The organism is Brumicola blandensis (genome assembly GCF_031846165.1).
Lineage (GTDB): Bacteria > Pseudomonadota > Gammaproteobacteria > Enterobacterales > Alteromonadaceae > Glaciecola > Glaciecola blandensis.
Genome location: NZ_JAVRIE010000002.1, coordinates 149,152 through 166,840, shown reverse-complemented (window position 1 = coordinate 166,840; position 17,689 = coordinate 149,152). Strand labels below are relative to the sequence as shown.

9 protein-coding genes are annotated in these 17,689 nt (G+C 44.1%); 4 read left to right on the top strand and 5 right to left on the bottom strand.

Annotated features, from left to right (window positions below):
* Positions 1 to 113: 113 nt before the first annotated feature.
* The 3 genes from RM544_RS05955 to RM544_RS05945 form a co-directional block, all read right to left on the bottom strand.
* A complete protein-coding gene (locus tag RM544_RS05955) occupies positions 114 to 905 on the bottom strand; it encodes a peptidylprolyl isomerase (protein WP_311360857.1) in 792 nt (263 codons plus the stop codon).
* Between the two features lie 133 nt (positions 906 to 1,038).
* On the bottom strand, positions 1,039 to 3,522 hold the full coding sequence (gene pbpC, locus RM544_RS05950) for a penicillin-binding protein 1C (protein WP_311360856.1): 2,484 nt from the start codon (positions 3,520 to 3,522) through the stop codon (positions 1,039 to 1,041).
* A gap of 5 nt (positions 3,523 to 3,527) precedes the next feature.
* Positions 3,528 to 9,557, bottom strand: coding sequence for an alpha-2-macroglobulin family protein (locus RM544_RS05945; RefSeq protein ID WP_311360855.1), 6,030 nt, complete (start codon positions 9,555 to 9,557; stop codon positions 3,528 to 3,530).
* Positions 9,558 to 9,839: 282 nt separating this feature from the next.
* On the opposite strand from RM544_RS05945, the gene RM544_RS05940 reads away from it, so the two are divergent.
* A complete protein-coding gene (locus RM544_RS05940) occupies positions 9,840 to 10,655 on the top strand; it encodes a DUF4097 family beta strand repeat-containing protein (protein WP_311360854.1) in 816 nt (271 codons plus the stop codon).
* Between the two features lie 8 nt (positions 10,656 to 10,663).
* Here the strand turns inward: RM544_RS05940 and cdd are convergent, their stop codons facing one another.
* Positions 10,664 to 11,077: a cytidine deaminase gene (gene cdd, locus RM544_RS05935; protein WP_311360853.1), complete on the bottom strand. Its 414-nt coding sequence runs from the start codon at positions 11,075 to 11,077 to the stop codon at positions 10,664 to 10,666.
* A 243-nt stretch (positions 11,078 to 11,320) separates the two neighbouring features.
* Between cdd and RM544_RS05930 the strand changes: the two genes are divergently transcribed.
* The 3 genes from RM544_RS05930 to RM544_RS05920 all read left to right on the top strand — a co-directional run bounded on the left by RM544_RS05930 (position 11,321) and on the right by RM544_RS05920 (position 16,774).
* Positions 11,321 to 12,394 (top strand): efflux RND transporter periplasmic adaptor subunit, encoded by a 1,074-nt coding sequence (locus RM544_RS05930; RefSeq protein WP_311360852.1) that lies wholly within the window; start codon positions 11,321 to 11,323, stop codon positions 12,392 to 12,394.
* A gap of 13 nt (positions 12,395 to 12,407) precedes the next feature.
* Positions 12,408 to 15,587 carry an efflux RND transporter permease subunit gene (locus RM544_RS05925; RefSeq protein WP_311360851.1) on the top strand — a complete coding sequence of 1,060 codons (3,180 nt, stop codon included), beginning with the start codon at positions 12,408 to 12,410 and terminating at the stop codon, positions 15,585 to 15,587.
* 95 nt (positions 15,588 to 15,682) lie between these two features.
* A complete protein-coding gene (locus tag RM544_RS05920) occupies positions 15,683 to 16,774 on the top strand; it encodes a bile acid:sodium symporter family protein (RefSeq protein WP_311360850.1) in 1,092 nt (363 codons plus the stop codon).
* A gap of 89 nt (positions 16,775 to 16,863) precedes the next feature.
* Here RM544_RS05920 and RM544_RS05915 read toward each other — a convergent pair whose 3' ends face one another.
* Positions 16,864 to 17,550 (bottom strand): type 1 glutamine amidotransferase domain-containing protein, encoded by a 687-nt coding sequence (locus RM544_RS05915; RefSeq protein WP_311360849.1) that lies wholly within the window; start codon positions 17,548 to 17,550, stop codon positions 16,864 to 16,866.
* Positions 17,551 to 17,689: the final 139 nt, after the last annotated feature.

Here is a 17,689-nt window from a genome sequence, read left to right as displayed (position 1 = left end):
TGATGCCAAATAGCTAAGACTTAAGTTTAGAGAAAATCTGGATTTTGGCTTTTACGCAATAAAAAAGCCGCACTACGGCGGCCTTTTACCAAATCAAAATATCAATTTTCAATTTATCGAGCAATCATACGTTTACGAATAGCGAATAAACTCATTACGGACACTAGCAACCAGCCAACGGAACCGCCTGAATCTGAATCACCATCATCACCGCCAGCGTCCACAGTAGTATTGCGGACTGGGTTTAAGTTAGGATTTGTGACAACCGTTGAGTCTATAACCACAATATCTGAAATCACAATCAGGTTGTCACCTGTAGGCTCAGCGCCACTTGAGGCTTGCTCAGCAGTAAAGTCTTTTAGTGGTAAAGTATCGAATGGGCTACCATAGTTGAAACGATTTAGCGCAAGAATTTCGTCGACTACATCCATGCCATCCCCAAGTACTTGACCAAAAACAGTGAAGCCACCATTTTGATTATCAAGGTTTCCAGCGTTATTTACCGCATTTACAAACCATTGATTAGTGGCACTGTTTGGATTCCCGCCTACTTTCGCCATCGCAATGGTGCCACGTACATTTGATAACACAGGTTCGTTAACTACTGGTGAACCAGCAGCAATACTATTTGGTGGAAAGGTATTATTATAGGCAAACCCGCCACCTTGAAGCACAAAGCCGGGTACAGAGCGATGGAAAACGGCGTTAGCATATGAACCGGAATTCACATAACTTAGGAAATTTTCAACGGTTTCTGGCGTTTCTTGATCAAACAAATTGATTTGAAAGTTACCCACATTCGTTCGTACTTCTACAACAGTAGCGTTAGCAACAGTAGATAACGAAAGGGCAGCACCTAACAGAGCACCGGCAATGAATTTTGATTTTTTTAAAGAGGAAAACATAGTTATATTCTTTTTGTTATTTTAGGTAAAAGCGATTTGCGACGACAAACCTTATTGAAGCCCAAGAATAATGCATTCCTTAGCCTAAAACCACCCTTCAATAGCAGTAAATCTTAACGTTTCTATCACAAACTCATTTGCCCGCTAACACAGTCAGCTGTTTACTGGCCGAGTTCCCAAGATCATCTATTACTAGCACCTCATAGTTTCCGGGGCGAGCATTCCATGTAATGATGTTAGAGCGATCTTTACTCATTAGTTCCTGCACTCCAATAAGCTCCTTATTCGCAAACCAGTAGAGCCTGCTGGCCGCGCCATCAGCATTGGCTTGTAGTGGGATTTCGGCAGCGTCCGATAATGTAGAGTTTACGATGTAGCTAAGGTCTTCTTGGGGCGAGTATATGTCTATCGATGCGTTAACTTGTTTGTGGAAGTTCATATCACAGCCTGGCATGTATGAGGGGGGGGGTTCTAGCACAATGCCCGCATTTGCATATAATTCTAAGAACGATTTGGGCCAGAACGCGACAAACTCCTCTGTGCCTTTAGTGTAATCACGATCGCATCGTAATAAACCTGTCACCTTATCAACTAAAACCTTTCTGTAAATATTTGAGCTCGATATTGGTGAGACCCCAGGAATAAAAGCTGACAGCGCAGGTTCAGGGCATCCAACTTCATACAAATCACCTGTTGGCTTGCATATCTTCACGTGTTTTAGATTTAAGTGGGCTGGCAGGCGTATGGGTAGATGCGCTTTCATTTCACTTTGCTTGCTGATTGGTTGAATTGCGCGTAAGGCATCGACAATGCCAAATAGCAAAGGACCTGCGGCTGTTCGCCCAATAAAGGCATTGTTACCCTCACCATTAAAGTTACCAATCCATACCGCAACCACATAGTCGCCAGCAATACCAATGGCCCAAGCGTCTCTGAATGCCCAAGAGGTCCCCGTCTTCCATGCAATAGCATCAAGCTCACTTCGAGCGTTTGCCATTGTGTAGCTTGGTATTTGATTGTCCGGCCTAGTGTTCTGACTTAGCATCTGACGAATTAAGTAAGCCGATTCAGCGGAAAACAAGCGCTTTTCACTTTTTGGACCACTCACCCAGTTAACGCTTACTCCGCCCAAATCAATTGATTTATAGATACCTTCGTTAGAAATAGCAGCATACAATGAGACAAGTTCCAGCATACTCAATTCGACGCCGCCCAAGGCGAGTGCAAGCCCATAGAAATCCTCGGAACGAAGTTGACTAACATTGGCAGCTTGCAGCATTTGATACAAAGTGAATACATTACTGTTCGCAGTTGATTGACTCGCTTTACTCTCTTGTTGTTGATTTAAGCGAGACTGCAATTCTACTGCTGGTACATTTCTACTGCGTATTAATGCTTCTGCTGCAGATATTGGTCCGACAAAACCTTTGCCAAAATTTTCTGGTGTGAATGCGCTGTAGCGTTTGGGTAAATCTTTCAGCAAAGTGAGCGGATGTATTAGCCCTGCATCAATTGCAAGCGCATAAATAAAGGGTTTAAGAGTGGAACCCGGACTACGTTTGGCTAAGGTACCGTTTACTTGCCCCTGAATGTTTACATCAGAAAAGTCAGCCGAGCCGATCATCGCTTCAATTTGCATTGTTTTGGTGTTTAGCACCAATGCACTCGCATTACTAAAACCAAGTACTTTCTTTTGGTTTATATAGGCTTCAAGCTGCTTTTCTACTAGGTGCTGTAAAGGTAAATTGAGAGAAGTGACCAAAGTACTTTGTGACCTTGATTTTTGAGCAGTCGATTTCTTTTGCATTACCCAATCTACATAGTGAGGAGCTTCAAATGGCAAGTCTTTTGAAGATCTTACGCGTAACGGCATATCGAGTATATTTGATGCTTCCTCTGGGTGAGCTTCTTGCCAACGTGCGAATAAGATTTTTTTCGCTTCTGAGAGTGCCTGTTGTCCGCTCGGTTTTGAAGGATTTCGTTTATTTGGATTTTGAGGGATCAGCGCCAAGGTGATCGCTTCTGGCAAACTTAGTTGTGATGCGGATTTGTTAAAGTAAATCAAACTTGCAGCACCAATGCCTTCGATATTTCCGCCATAAGGAGCAAAATTTAAATAGGCTTCAAGCAGTTCTTCTTTTGAGTAATGCCGAGCCAGTTGTAAGGCACGAAAGATTTGCTCTGCTTTACCAGTAATACTGTTTGATTCAATCTGCCAACGCAGCCTAGCGACTTGCATCACGATGGTGGAAGCGCCAATTCGACGCTCTCTTAACACGTAAGTTTGCCAAAATGCTCTAATAAGAGCAGGATAATCTACCCCTGAATGCTCATAAAAGCCCTGGTCTTCGTACAGTACCGTGGCTTCTTGTAGCAAGGGCGAAATATCTTCTAGCGCTGTATACAAACGATAACGCTGGTCTTGTGCTAGGCTTAAGCGCAGTAGTTGACCATTGCGGTCGTACACCGCGGACGAATAGCTTTGATAATAGCGAAGCTCAGGTTTTGGCAATAAAATATAGCTTAATGCGCCTATGCACAAAACAAAGAGAACCAACATCGACAACTTGAAGCGAGCGGTTAGTTGATGCCACCGGCCTGATTTCTTTGCCAGCATAAAGCCTACTCTTCGTCCTCTGTTACTATCACCGAAGAACTCGCGGACCAAGCTTTCAATGCTCGGTCGTACATAGACTCTGCAAAGCTTGGCGGCACAACGAATTTACCTGCCGCGGTCAACTGCACTTGATACTTAATTTCTGTCACCCTTTTTGTTAACTGTCCGTAATACACAATACGATCATCGCGAATATCAATGTATTCGGACTGCCAAGGTCCAGCTCGTCTATTCACAGATTCTCTCAGTACCTCAAAACCTCCTGGCAAGAGGTCAACAATCGCCACGTTATCAATGAAATCCTTATCTGTAGCTCGAACGCGTAACCTAACCATCACCTTCTGACCTTGCACAAATTCAGTTACCGCTTCGCCGTTTTCATTCAAGAAAGCGCGCTGTATTTCAATTCCTTGTTTTAATGGTTCTGAAGGTACTTTCGTTTGATAACCCGCTTGCATACTAACGAAGTGTAAGGGTGTAAGGTCACCGTTTTCTTTTTTCGCAGTGACTCTGTCTTCCCGACTCGAAAAAGACACGGTGGGGAATGGATTATAACGAGGCATTAACGCTGCTGCTTGCTGTTGTCTATAAGCTGTGAAAACGATCTGTTTGTCTATGGCTTCGATATTGTCGCTGCCAATCGCCGAATGATAAGCCCCCAGTGCTAATGTGCTGTACGCCGCCGAGAGCGTATTGAAATTGCCCTGATAGATAGACTCATTCATTGACCGAACGGCGCTTGATAGCGGTAGGCTGCTATCTTGTGCCATTGAATTAATGAGTGATGGAAAGTGCTTAGCAAGCAGATAAATATATTGAGCATCTAAAGCCAAACGCGGCGCCTTACCCATAATTGCTTGCGCAATTGGCTTATCTTCTGACACATCATAGCCTGTTATCAAAGCCTGAGCCTCATCGGACATTTGCATTAATCTATAGCTCGATGCGATGTAGGCAGCCGCAATATCTTTCTTCCAATTACCAAGCGCAGAATCGGTTTGGCCTCCCTGTCCTGCTGTATGATTGAGATCATCAAGCAGATCAATGAGCAAGTTTGAAGTCACCACACCAAAACGTGTGAGTAGGTAAATGCCATACGCTCGGTTTCTGACATTGACCATATTATTATTTAAACCAACTCTTTGCCCAAGCCCGCGTGGTTTGTTCTTCAAGTGTGCAGACAGTGTGGAATCAATGTAGTTAATGCCACTTTGGAGCATGTCCTTCGGAACAGGGTAACCCAATTCTCTTGCGTCCAAAAGGAAGTGCATAACATACAAACTGACTTCTAAATCATTCGCTTCTTGACCTGGCCAATAGCTAAAACCACCTGCATAGGTTTGGCGTTGACGAAGCGTGGTCAGCAGTTCATTAAAATGAGCTAAGACATCTGCCGATTCTTTTGAGCCGCTTGTTGCTTTATATTTCGCTAGATTCGATAAACCGACCAAAGGAAAAACCTGAGATACCATCTGTTCCGTACAGCCGTGTGGATAGTCTGCAAGATAGTCACTCAAACCTTCCACAATAACTAAAGGACTTGATGATACACGCAGCATATGACTCGATTGTTCAGCATAGAAATCAGTGCGTAGATCCACTTTCACTTCATCATTCGTTTGGCCGGTAGCAATGTCTACTTGATATGGCATGGCCGGTCTCACACTCATGTTTGCGCTGCGCGACGAGCGCCATGTGCGCCCACTTTGGTCTGTTAGGGACACATCAAATGATACTTTTGCCGCCCCAAGGATCGCATTGGCCTTGACGCGAAAACGTACATAATCCTCTTGATTCTCGTCTAAGGTTAATTGCATCCTTTGATTGCTTTCATCTAGTAAACTTAAATGTTGACTCATGCTAATTTGTATACTGACTTCAGCGTCTTGACCTGAATTTTCAACTAAATTAGCAATGCCTAAAGTGATATCAAACTCATCTCCTGGCGCCGCTTGATTCAGAATATTCGGACTTAACACAAATGGACCACGCACTAACAATGACTTCTGCGCACTGCCTACTTTCGATTGGCTCACACTCACCGCCATTACTCGCAAACCACCAGCAAAATCTTCGGGTACATCATAAGTAAGTGTATTCACACCTTTCTTACCGTCGACAATGCCAGACCAATAGACCACGGGTTTTTGTATTTGTTTTGCGAAGGGATTATCGGTTCTTCTTATGCGTGAACCGGTCACCGATATTTTCTCTGCAAACATATCGGCTTCAGCGCTCCTTTCCATATCACCGCCCGCTGCTGATAATGATTTCGCTAAGGCAAAATCCGGTAGGATCAAATCCAGTATTTGCATCGTTCTGACACCTAGAGCTCGTTTTTGCAAAAAGTGAGACAAAGGATCTGGCGTACTATAAGAGGCAACATTCAGAATGCCTACATCGACAGCAAAAACAACTAGCTTCGCATCCTCTTTTAAATCAACATCGATTTTTAAGGCTTCGCCTGGTTGTGCGATCTCATCTGTGGCAATGCTTGTGGCTATGCGGCGCTTATTGCGGTCGATAGAGAATGGTTGTACCGCGTAACTCAAAGGATTGGCAAATATCTCAGGCGATGACGCATCACGAACAAAGCTGAGATTCACATACGCATTCCCTTCCATGTTTTTCGGAATGGTAATGCGTTGAACGGTATTTTTCGTATCGGAAGTGAACCAAGAGAAATGATGCACTTTATTGCTTTCAATGGTAATTAAACCACTGCCAGCATATGGAGCTTGAATACTGAGCTCTATTTCTTCACCCGGTGCAAAGTCTTGTTTATTTAAACTGAGTTTTAGTTGCGCATCTTTACTCAGCTCGCCAGTGTCGTTTCCTTCACCCACGATGGTGTATTTGAACGCACTGAGTAAGCGGCCCTGTGGATCGAGATATTCCAATAAATACGTACCAGCTTGCTCTGCGTCGAGAATAAAATGTAATCCATTTGCCGACAAAGATATCTCGTCAGTAGAAACCAACAGCTTCTGTTCAATGCTTTGATACTCGTAGCGCCCATTCCATTGTTTCACTAGTGTTGAAATAGTTTTAAGCTGACTCAAGCGTTGGCTTATTCCCTCCAATGCTATTGGCTGCAACTGCGAATTAATTGCGAGCAGATGAACCTTTCGTTCGCTGCCCTTGTTCACGTAAGCAAGTCTGCCATCGGCAGAATAGCCGAGCATGTAAGTTTGCGGAGAGTATCTGAAAGTACTCGTGGTCTTCACCGAGCGACCGCCGGATGCCTCAAAGCCTTCGGCGTATTGCGAGGCAATGTAAGAGCCACCTTGAATATTCGACACATCAAATGCTATTTCAGCTATGCCATCCGCATCAGTCGTTGCAGACTGGGACGGTATATCTAAATCTGTAATTTCAACATCGCTCGCGGTAACGATACTGTTAAAAGCATAGCCATCATATTCTTTAAAGTTGAAAGCGCGTGGCATTAAATTCAAGCCCGCATTCACATCACGCAATTGAGCTGGACTACCAAAGAGGTTCGTTAAACTGACTTTACTCTTAATGCTGCTGCCGCTTAACCACCCTTTGTTTTCTTCTAAACCTTCTATCTCACTGGTTATTGCCATCGTGTCGGGCTGAAATGCTTCTACCTGAAAGGTGACGCTGCCGATTTGGCGATCACGATACATTGAGGTGCGTCCATTCGACTGTCGATTGGTTCTGACTAAATGTAGAGACGCGACATAGTCGCCAGTGGCGAACCCGCTTTCGCTTGGAAACTCGTACTCCAGCAAGCCCATTTCGGGCAAGATAAGGCGCTCGACCAACACATCAGTGTAACGGGGATCACGGATAACTAGCTCAAGAGGAATACCGCTAAGGTCACGAAAGTTTTTACCTTTCACAATAGCTGCTAATTTCACTGTTTCACCCGGACGATAAATACCACGATCGCTGAACATAAATGCATTTGCTTGATTTGCCGTGTCTTCTTCTTGCTCGGGTCTATCGTAACGCCCAAACACTGCAAAACGAGAGTAATTGATTTGTCGTGTGTAGCGATTAAAGGGGATAAAGGACACGTCTCCCTCGTGAGAGATAACGAATACAGTCGGCTCTTTTTCACGATTGAAACCCGACGCCGAAGGCAAGCTAGCATGTCCTCTAGCATCTGTTGTTTTGGTAAACAACGCAGTACCATTTTTTGCTAATAGTTCCACTTTCGCACCAGCAACCGGCTTACCCTGCTTTAAAGACTGTACAAATATATCTTGGCTTTGGTCATTACTGGTTTTAACAATCACACCCAAGTCGGTGACAAGAAGCAACAACTTATCGTTAATGCCATATTCCTCACGGTTGTTTTGTTTGTTCCAGCCTTTAATTTCAACGAAAAACAAACCGACTTTGCCATCTTGCTTTGATACTAACGCATTAAAATCTACAGAAGCATAACTTGGGTCTTGAGGTTTGCCGCTTCGGTTGTCCATGGTGATCTTTTTAGTGGTAAATTCAGCAAGGTTTTCAGGGCCAAAGCTCCATGAGTTGAAGTTCGGATTGCTAATATCGCCTTGAGATTGTGATACCAAATGGTATAAATCGTCATCAATAACTTTACCAATCGACACCAACACAGAATCCAGTCCGCGTGTAGTGAAAGCCAAGCGCTGGTCTGTGCTATAGGTCATCACTGAACCTTCGCCATTAATGATGACTTCTTTCGGATACTGTGGTGCTGCGATGATACGATCAAAGAAACTACGCTGAATAAAGCCATTCGCAGAACGCAAGCCCGCATCAATTTTAAAATAGAGCTGCTCATTCTCAGGACGATCGATACGGATTTGATAATCTGTAGAACGCTCGCCTTGAGTGGGCATTAATTCAAAGTTCACTTTCTTTGCTGCGGACAACACTTGTGTGCTGACTTGTCTTGGGCTTTCCCAATAGTTTTTGCCCTGCTCTTCTTGTCCTTTCGGCAGGCGATATAATGATACCTTTTGCAGTAACTCGTCGCGCGAGATCGAATCGGTAAAACTCAGCAATATAAACTGTTCAGGGTCGTTCTCAGGAGAGCGCACAATATCGACGGTGAAATCGCTCACCTCAAGAAAACTATAAACATCCGGTACGGTCACTTTCGATGTGAGTGCGTTAGATAAAGCGGCACCACCATAAATGCTGCGTAGACCTTCAGAAACGCTTGCTTGCACTATACGACTTTGCTCAGGTAAGGCTGTGAGCGAGTAAGATACGCTGACGAACATCTTGTTTGCATCGAGGGCGTATTCAACATTTTCAATAGCGTTTAACTTTGTTGTCTCCCCATTTTGTTCAAGATAAGCGAGACTGATGTTTTCTTTAACACTCTGCAATGACACTGGATAGGTGAAGTTAAAATCAAAATAGACACGTTTTTCTTGGGTTTCTGGATCGAGATTAAATTCAGCCGCTTCCAAGCTTGCGCTTAAAGGAACAGTGGTAAATTTCACATAATCGCTAGCAAATTCATCACTTGTGCTGAACACTTCCGGAGCAAAACTGACTTCGTATTCTTCACCTGGTGGCCAGGGTTCAAGAGGAATAAAAGAGATAGTCCGGTCGTCAACCCACATCCATTCACCTTCTTTTGCAGGACGAATTTTAATACCTGCTTTTATCTCGGCGCCAATCAGTTCAATAGGCGCGACTGACGGAAGGCTGCTCCCTTTGTTATAAGAAAATTGGATGCCTAAGGGATTCTTTTTAGCCAGAGATTCCTGTCGTTCGCTATCGAATGCTTCCATGCTCAATTCAGCACTAGCCATCGATGTTTTAGGAAGGTTCACCTTCGCCTCGATGAGTTTTGGCACAGGTAAATTTTGATAGTAGTCGTAGCCTTTATAACCTCCAATCAAAAGCGCCGCAATGACGAATAGCGTCAAGATAAAGGCTAGAGGCTTGGCTTTTCTCAAGGTATTCAGGTGCACCAACCACGGTGGCATCGACCACGCTACCTTACCAAATATTGAAGACAGTACATTCATCATGAGCGTAATAGGAAATAAAATAATGGTTACTAAAGTCTGCATGCGTTCATCCTGGAAGTCGCGGTTCGCCTGACCTACTTGTGAGTCAGAACTCCTTGATAGACCATCATATCAGCATGATGTTCAGAAACCTATGAAGGGATTTAAACCAAAGGCACATTCCTTGCGACAAACGATATAGAAGCTCTGAAGATGAGATAGGGTTTAACCCACATTGATTAGTGAAAACGACTAAGAAATAGTGAAAGTAACCCGATGTCAGTCTCATTTATTCAGCACTGAAAAAATTTACTATTAATTTTCATAGACTTACATATAGGCACAATGATTGCTCATACTGAGCTAAAAAGTGAGCTAAAAGGCGAGCTAACAGAGTCATTTGTAAGAAATGACGCATACACAATTAATAACAAACACACTCAAGGCAAAACGGAGAACACCATGATCACTCAAATTAAACGCCCAGTTTATACATTCATCGGCATTTCATTATTCAGCATATTTTTAAGCGGTTGCATTGTGCATGTGAATGCAAAAGACGCCGACTGGGACTACGAGAAAGGCAGTGAAAGTAGCTATTCAGGCGATATTAGCTCTACCAACAAAAGTGTCAAAGTTGGAGAAGGACGCAGTGTTGAAAATATCAGTTCAGTCAACGGTAGCGTGAAGGTTTCTGATGATGTGAGTGCTGAAGATATTTCTAGTGTTAACGGTAAGGTGAGCATTGGTGACAATGTGAGTGCCGACAGTGTTGAATCTGTAAATGGCCAAGTAAAAATTGGTTCTGGCTTTAAATCAAGAGGTCAGGTGAGCACCGTAAATGGGGGGATTCGCATTGATAATGACAGCTCTGTGGGTGGCGCAGTTTCTACCGTGAACGGCAGCATTCGTCTTGAAGGTGTAATTGTTAGCAAAGATATATCTACAAAAAATGGTAGCGTCACTCTGAAAGACGGTTCAGTCGTGAAAGGCGACATTCATTTTGAACCTATTTCTAAAAACAACTACAACAAGCGCAGACCAACGCTATATATTAGTGCAGATTCGGTTGTTGAAGGTAATATCATTCTTGATCGTCCAGTTGACCTAGAATTAGAAAACCCAGACCTAGCTGACAAAGTTAAACGCAACTACGAATAAGAGATAGACTAGAGGTCGAATCGGTTGGGCAGCAATTGCCCAAGCGTACTTTCCCATACTTCAGTGCCAGCTTGATTAACACACATCACTGGCCCATCAACTTGTCCCATAAATTCCGTCACTACTTGTCGGCAAGCACCGCAAGGCGAAATTGCCTGTTCTTGATTGGACATAACATGAAGTGCAGAAATAGATGTCATCCCTTGTGCTATCGCAGCAGAAATGGCCGAGCGTTCAGCACAGACCGTTAAGCCGTAAGACACATTCTCGACATTCACACCGTAGGCAACTTTCTTTTCGCCATTGACTTCATACTCGACGGCTGCAGCCACTTTAACCCCTGAATAAGGGCTGTACGCTTTGCCAAGCATTTCGCTTAGCTCGGTTTTTAGTGACTCAGTGTGTATCTTTGTTGATGACAAAATATTTCTCTTAAGTAGTGCTTATGCATTGGGAAGAAAATATAAATTATATGAATTCATATGCGCTCGCAAGACTTGAATGTAAAGATTCTATGCAGCTCTACACACTTTATTACAGAAACCCTACATTTTATGGGTAAATAGTTTTAATTGTGTCATTCACTTGTAAGACCACTGAGCGTATAATATGCGTCCGTTTTCAGTTCGAATTCTTATCACCCAGTTCCTCAACAGGCTGTATTAATGAAAAAACCACACATCATCGCCATCGCTATGACCGCCATTATCGTATTATGGATGGCTAGCGGTATGCTTTTTAGCGCCGAGTCAGAAACAAACTCAGCGCCAGCCAAACGTGAAGCCCAAGCAAAAATGTTGGTTCAAGTTGAAGACAAGCAAGCGCAAGTCGTTTTCTTGTATCTCACTGTTCAAGGACAAGTTGAACCGAATCGCCAAGTTATCCTTCGTTCAGACATTAAAGGCCGTATTGCCGCTTTGCACGCAGAGGAAGGACAAAGTATTGAAGCCGGAGAGCGTTTCGCGACTTTGGCATTGGAAGATAGAGAGATTCGTTTAGAACGTCAAAAGGCGCAATTGAAGTCTCGCCAAGAAACATACAAAAGAACGCAAACCCTCTCAAAAGACAATCTGCAATCCAAATCAATGTTAGAAGAAGCCTACGCCCAACTAAAAGCAGCGGAAGCAGACCTTGCACAAATCGAGTTTGAAATAGAAAAGCTGGAAATAAACGCACCATTCTCCGGTACGGTCGACCGCCGCATGGTTGAGCAAGGTAGTTATGTGACTGAAAGTACTGAGATTGCCCGTTTTGTCGATAATACAAGCTTAAAGGTCATCGCCCCCGTTGCTCAACAGAATATTCAACAGGTAAGCATTGGCGGAACGGCAGAGGTTCGCTTAGCGACAGGCCAGGTTAAAGAAGGAAAAATCACTTACATTTCCCCACTGGCAAATCAAGGTACGCGAACTTTCCGTGTTGAAATTATGTTAGACAACCGCGACCAGAGTTTACCTGCCGGTATGAGCGCTGAAATTAAAATACCTGTGAAAGAAGTGAATGCTCACTTTGTTTCACCAGCCATCTTAGCCTTGAGCACAGATGGAGATATTGGCGTGAAAATTACCAATGAGAACAACGAGGTCGAGTTTCACTCGGTCACTATCGTCAAATCTGAAACAGCCGGTCTGTGGGTAACTGGATTACCGCAAACGGCTCGTATTATTACTGTTGGGCAAGGTTTTGTTGACGACGGTACGAAGGTCGAGATTCAAATAACCAGCGCCAAAAGCGAATAAGGAGCGACGTTAAATGAACAGCATCATTGACGCAGCATTCAGTCGCGGTCGTAGCGTTGTTTTGGTATTTGTGATGTTAGTGCTAATGGGCACTAGCGCTTACGTCACTATCCCTAAAGAATCAGAACCTGACATCGCCATTCCTATTGTCTATGTTTCCGTTAGCTACGAAGGTATTGCGCCAGAAGACGCTGAGCGACTTTTGGCTCGACCATTAGAGAAAGAGTTACAATCGATTGAAGGGCTAAAAGAGATTCGTTCAATTGGTGCCGAAGGCTATGCCTCGGTTACGCTTGAATTTGATGCAGGCTTTAACTCTGACCAAGCGCTTCAAGACGTACGTGAAAAAGTAGACCTAGCACGCGCAGAGTTGCCACCAGGGACAGACGAACCGAGAGTAACAGAAGTTAACGTTGCTTTGTTCCCGGTACTAAATGTGGTGTTGTCAGGCCCCATTCCTGAAAGGTCACTAGTGGCAATAGCCAGAAGCTTGAAAGATGAAATTGAAGCGCTTGCTGGCGTGCTTGAAGTTGAAATAGGCGGTGACCGAGAAGAGGTTTTAGAGGTTATCGTTGACCCATCTGCACTGGAAGCCTACAACATTTCCTACACCGAACTTTTCAATTTTGTACAGCAGAACAATCGTTTAGTTGCTGCAGGAGCCTTAGATACGGGTGCGGGACGCATGGTGTTTAAAGTGCCAGGTGTTATTGAAAACGCTGAAGACCTTGCCACTTTGCCAATCAAAGTAGACGGCAACACCGTAGTCACTTTCCAAGATGTTGCTAGCTTACGTCGTACGTTTAAAGATCCCTTAAGTTTTGCCCGATTAAATGGCCGAGCAGCACTAGCCTTAGAAGTATCCAAGCGCAGTGGCGCCAACATCATTGAAACCATTGAAGCTGTTCGCGCTATCGTCGACGCTAGAAGCCAAGAATGGGGCTCTGCAGTGCAGGTCAACTATCTTCAGGACAAGTCTGAAAACATCCGTACGATGCTTGGCGACTTAGAAAATAATGTTATCACCGCTATTATTTTAGTCATGATCGTCATTATTGCCGCTCTGGGTGTTCGTCCTGCTATTCTGGTTGGTTTTGCGATTCCTGGCTCATTTTTAGCTGCCATGCTAGTGCTCGACCTAATGGGCATTACGCTGAATATGGTGGTGCTATTTAGTTTAATTCTAGTGGTCGGAATGTTGGTCGATGGTGCAATTGTGACTATCGAACTTGCCGACAGAAAAACAGCCGAAGGAAGTGACCCCAAAGTAGCCTATGCTGAGGCCTCTAAAAGGATGGCATGGCCTATTATCGCCTCAACACTCACAACGCTCGTCGTGTTCTTACCGCTTTTAGTGTGGCCAGGCTTGGTTGGTGAGTTTATGAAATTCTTACCAATTACGGTCATCATTACGCTCACTGCATCACTTGCCATGGCACTCATATTCATCCCTGTTTTAGGTGGGATATTGAACAAGAAAACCAAAGCCAAAAAGCGAGTAGATGAGAAAGACGAACAAATGAAAGCGGCCGAAGACGGCGACTTATCTTCCATAAAAGGTTGGGTTGGAAAATACTTAAACGCTTTAGCATTCATTCTAAAGCATCCTGCTAAAGCCTTCGGAACCGCAATGTTTTTCATCGTTGGCGCGTACACCGTTTATGCCTTTTTAGGCAAAGGTGTCGAATTCTTCCCGTCGGTTGAACCAGAATTTTTGCAAGTTCAAGTGCAAGCACGTGGCGACCTCTCTATTTTTGAACGTGACCAAATTGTTCGCCAAGTAGAAAGTCATGTGCTTGATGTTGATGAAATCAAATCGGTCTATGCGCGCACACTAGGCGCTAATAATCAATCAAATAGCAATATGCCAGACGACACTATCGGTGTCATTCAACTGGAGCTTGTCAATTGGCGAAATCGTCCATCTGCAGAGGAAATTAAACCGATGCTACGTGACAAAGCCTCGACGATTCCGGGCATTCAAGTTCAAGTGCGCGAGGAAGAGTCGGGCCCAGCCTCTGGTAAGCCGGTTCAAATAGAAGTGAGCGGTATTGATGGCGGTGCCATTGCAGCTGCAATAGCTAAACTACGTGACACAATGCAAGATATAGGCGGCTTTATCGATGTTGAAGATTCACGCCCCTTACCTAGTATTGAATGGCGATTAAAAGTGAATAGACAAAAAGCAGCAGAATTTGGTGCCGACGTCACGCTAGTAGGTAATGCCGTTACCTTAATTACAAATGGCGTTTTGCTTGCTGAATATCGCCCTGATGATGCCGAAGAAGAAGTAGAAATACGTTTACGATTCCCTCGTAGCGATCGTACCTTAGAGCAATTAAACCGCTTGCGCGTGCCATCACAAAACGGACAAATTCCAATTAGTAACTTCGTGACCTTCGAACCTGCACCGAAGACTAGCATTATCAATCGCACTGATGGTAAACGAGTCATGACAATCAAGGCCGCAGTAGATCCTGAATTGTTGCCGGATGCACAGGTAAACAAGATTAAAGAAGCTTTACAAGGGCTTGAATTACCTCGCGGAATTAACGTTAAATTCAAAGGCCAAGACGAAGATATTCAAGAAACGATGGCATTTTTGAGCAAGGCGTTCATCACTGCCATCTTTTTAATGTCTATTATTCTGGTGACGCAATTCAACAGTTTCTATCAAGCCATGCTGGTACTTAGCGCCATTGTATTTTCTACTGCGGGCGTATTGCTCGGCTTGTTGGTAACTGGGCAAGCATTTGGCGTCGTTATGGTCGGGCTGGGTGTAATTGCCTTAGCGGGCATCGTTGTAAACAACAATATAGTTCTGATAGATACGTATAACGACCTCAAAAAGCGTGGTATGAGCGCACAAGAAGCACTGCTTCGCACGGGTGCCCAAAGGATGCGTCCAGTGTTGCTAACATCGGTTACAACCGTGCTCGGATTGCTGCCGATGGTTTTTGCACTCACAATTGATATTGTGGGTCGCGACCTTTCAATAGGTGCACCTTCAGCTCAGTGGTGGACGCAGCTTGCTAGTGCAATCGCTGGGGGCCTTACCTTTGCGACCTTACTGACGTTGTTTTTAACACCGTGTTTGCTGATGCTGGGTGAAAATATGTCTGCATATTTTAAACGTCGGAAGACTCAGGACGTATCTTCGGTGCGAGTTTCTGAAACCCCTGAGGAAAACTAGTTACTTATTTTTTGAACGATATTCCGCATTTGTGCGTTGAATAGTATTAGCTGACACAAACGCGCTTTACTATATCGAGAGAAATCGAGAGAAAAATGACAAAGACACAGGGATTAAATCTATTTGGTGCTCTGACGCTTATTGCTGGGCTATGCAGTATTGTATTATTTGTTTTGCAGCAGTGGACGCTATCAGGCCCAGCTATCATTCTATTTTTCATATTTCTAGTTCTCTTCTTGCGCAAAACCGAGCACTTTTCTGGTTTTGCCTTCACCTTTGTGATTTTTGCTGCCGTTGCGGCTTCGCTCTACTACCCAGAGCTTTTCATCGGTGTAGGTGACTTCGAATTCAAGGGCCTTATAGTGCCGCTTTTGATGATCATCATGTTTGGTATGGGCACCTCAATGAGCGTCAATGACTTCGTGCGGGTTGGTAAAATGCCAAAAGGTGTTCTGATCGGCCTAGTATTGCAGTTCTCTATTATGCCCATTGTCGGTTTCAGCTTGGCGACAATGTCAGATTTGCCACCAGAAATCGCTGCCGGTATTATTCTTGTGGGCTGCTCGCCAAGTGGTTTAGCGTCGAATGTCATGGCATATATCTCCGGCGCAAACCTAGCGCTGTCACTTACCTTAACGGCAGTATCAACACTTCTTGCGCCATTCATTACGCCATTCTATATGTCACTCTTTGCAGATCAATTTGTGCCTATCGATGCAATGGCGATGTTCTTGAGCATCAGTAAAATTGTCATACTGCCGATTATTTTGGGCTTAGCATTCAATCACTTTCTTCATGGTAAGTTTCCCATCGTCGATAAAGCGATGCCAAAAATATCGATGCTCGGCATCGCTATCATCATTACCGTGATAACTGCTGCTGGCCGAGACAGTTTACTCAGCATAGGCTTGATTTTGATAGTCTTAGTATTGATTCATAATATTTTGGGCTATGTATTAGGCTATGGTAGTGCCCGAGTCATGGGAATGGACGAAGCATCTTCACGTACTATCGCGTTTGAAGTGGGTATGCAAAACTCGGGCTTAGCATCAGGCATTGCGTTGGAGATGGGTAAGGTAGCATCGATGGGTTTAGCACCTGCGGTTTTCGGTCCGATGATGAATATCACCGGCTCATCCTTGGCCGCGTGGTGGCGGGGCAAACCTCCTCAAGAGCCTAAAGATTAACTTCAGGCAAACGAACAATAGTTTCCGACATTAAAAAAGCCATCTTGATGGCTTTTTGTTATTCGTCACTTTTCATTCGCAAGTCATTGCTATGCCAGTTTACTTACTAGAAGCTCTGCCAATGCTTTTGATGAAGCTGGGTTCTGACCCGTTAGCAATAAACCATCTTCGACTACAAAAGAACTCCAATCGTCGCCTTTCTGGTAGTTTGCACCCAGTGATTTGAAAGCATCTTCCAATAGCACAGGAACAACATCTGTCAGTTCAACAGCGGCTTCTTCGCCATTAGTAAAACCCGTGACCTTCTTATTCGCGACCAAAGCGTTGCCTTGATTATCTTTTACATTCAACAATACTGCAGGTGCATGGCAAACCGCTGCAACTGGCTTATTCGAAGAATAAAAAGTTTCGATTAACTTAATAGAGTCTGCATTCTCGCGCAGATCCCACAAAGGACCATGACCACCTGGGTAGAAAATTGCGTCAAACTGGCTCGCATCGATATCAGCAAGCTTATGAGTGTTAGCCAAAGCTTCTTTTGCTTCTGCGTCGGCCTCAAAACGATGTGTGTCTTCAGTCTGGAAATCTGTTTCGTTGCTTTTTGGATCCAAGGGAGGCTGTCCACCTGCCGGAGACGCCAAGGTCAATTTGTGCCCCGCATCAACGAATGCATAGTATGGAGCTGCCAATTCTTCTAACCAAAACCCTGTTTTTTCGCCAGTATCACCTAAGGCATCATGCGATGTTAATACAACAAGTATGTTTTTCATTTCCATTCTCCATTATTTAATTCAGTGTTTATACACGAGTTAGCACAGTATAGATTGGAAGCCATTTGGTGATAATCCCATATATTCACAAATCATTGTTGCTATATAGCAACAATAAGCATTTAAAATTGATACACTCCTTAAA

Coding starts and splice junctions, on each gene's coding strand:
- RM544_RS05955 (WP_311360857.1), bottom strand. CDS start 905: ATGTTTTCCTCTTTAAAAAAATCAAAATTCATTGCCGGTGCTCTGTTA.
- pbpC (WP_311360856.1), bottom strand. CDS start 3,522: ATGCTGGCAAAGAAATCAGGCCGGTGGCATCAACTAACCGCTCGCTTC.
- RM544_RS05945 (WP_311360855.1), bottom strand. CDS start 9,557: ATGCAGACTTTAGTAACCATTATTTTATTTCCTATTACGCTCATGATG.
- RM544_RS05940 (WP_311360854.1), top strand. CDS start 9,840: ATGATTGCTCATACTGAGCTAAAAAGTGAGCTAAAAGGCGAGCTAACA.
- RM544_RS05930 (WP_311360852.1), top strand. CDS start 11,321: ATGAAAAAACCACACATCATCGCCATCGCTATGACCGCCATTATCGTA.
- RM544_RS05925 (WP_311360851.1), top strand. CDS start 12,408: ATGAACAGCATCATTGACGCAGCATTCAGTCGCGGTCGTAGCGTTGTT.
- RM544_RS05920 (WP_311360850.1), top strand. CDS start 15,683: ATGACAAAGACACAGGGATTAAATCTATTTGGTGCTCTGACGCTTATT.
- RM544_RS05915 (WP_311360849.1), bottom strand. CDS start 17,550: ATGGAAATGAAAAACATACTTGTTGTATTAACATCGCATGATGCCTTA.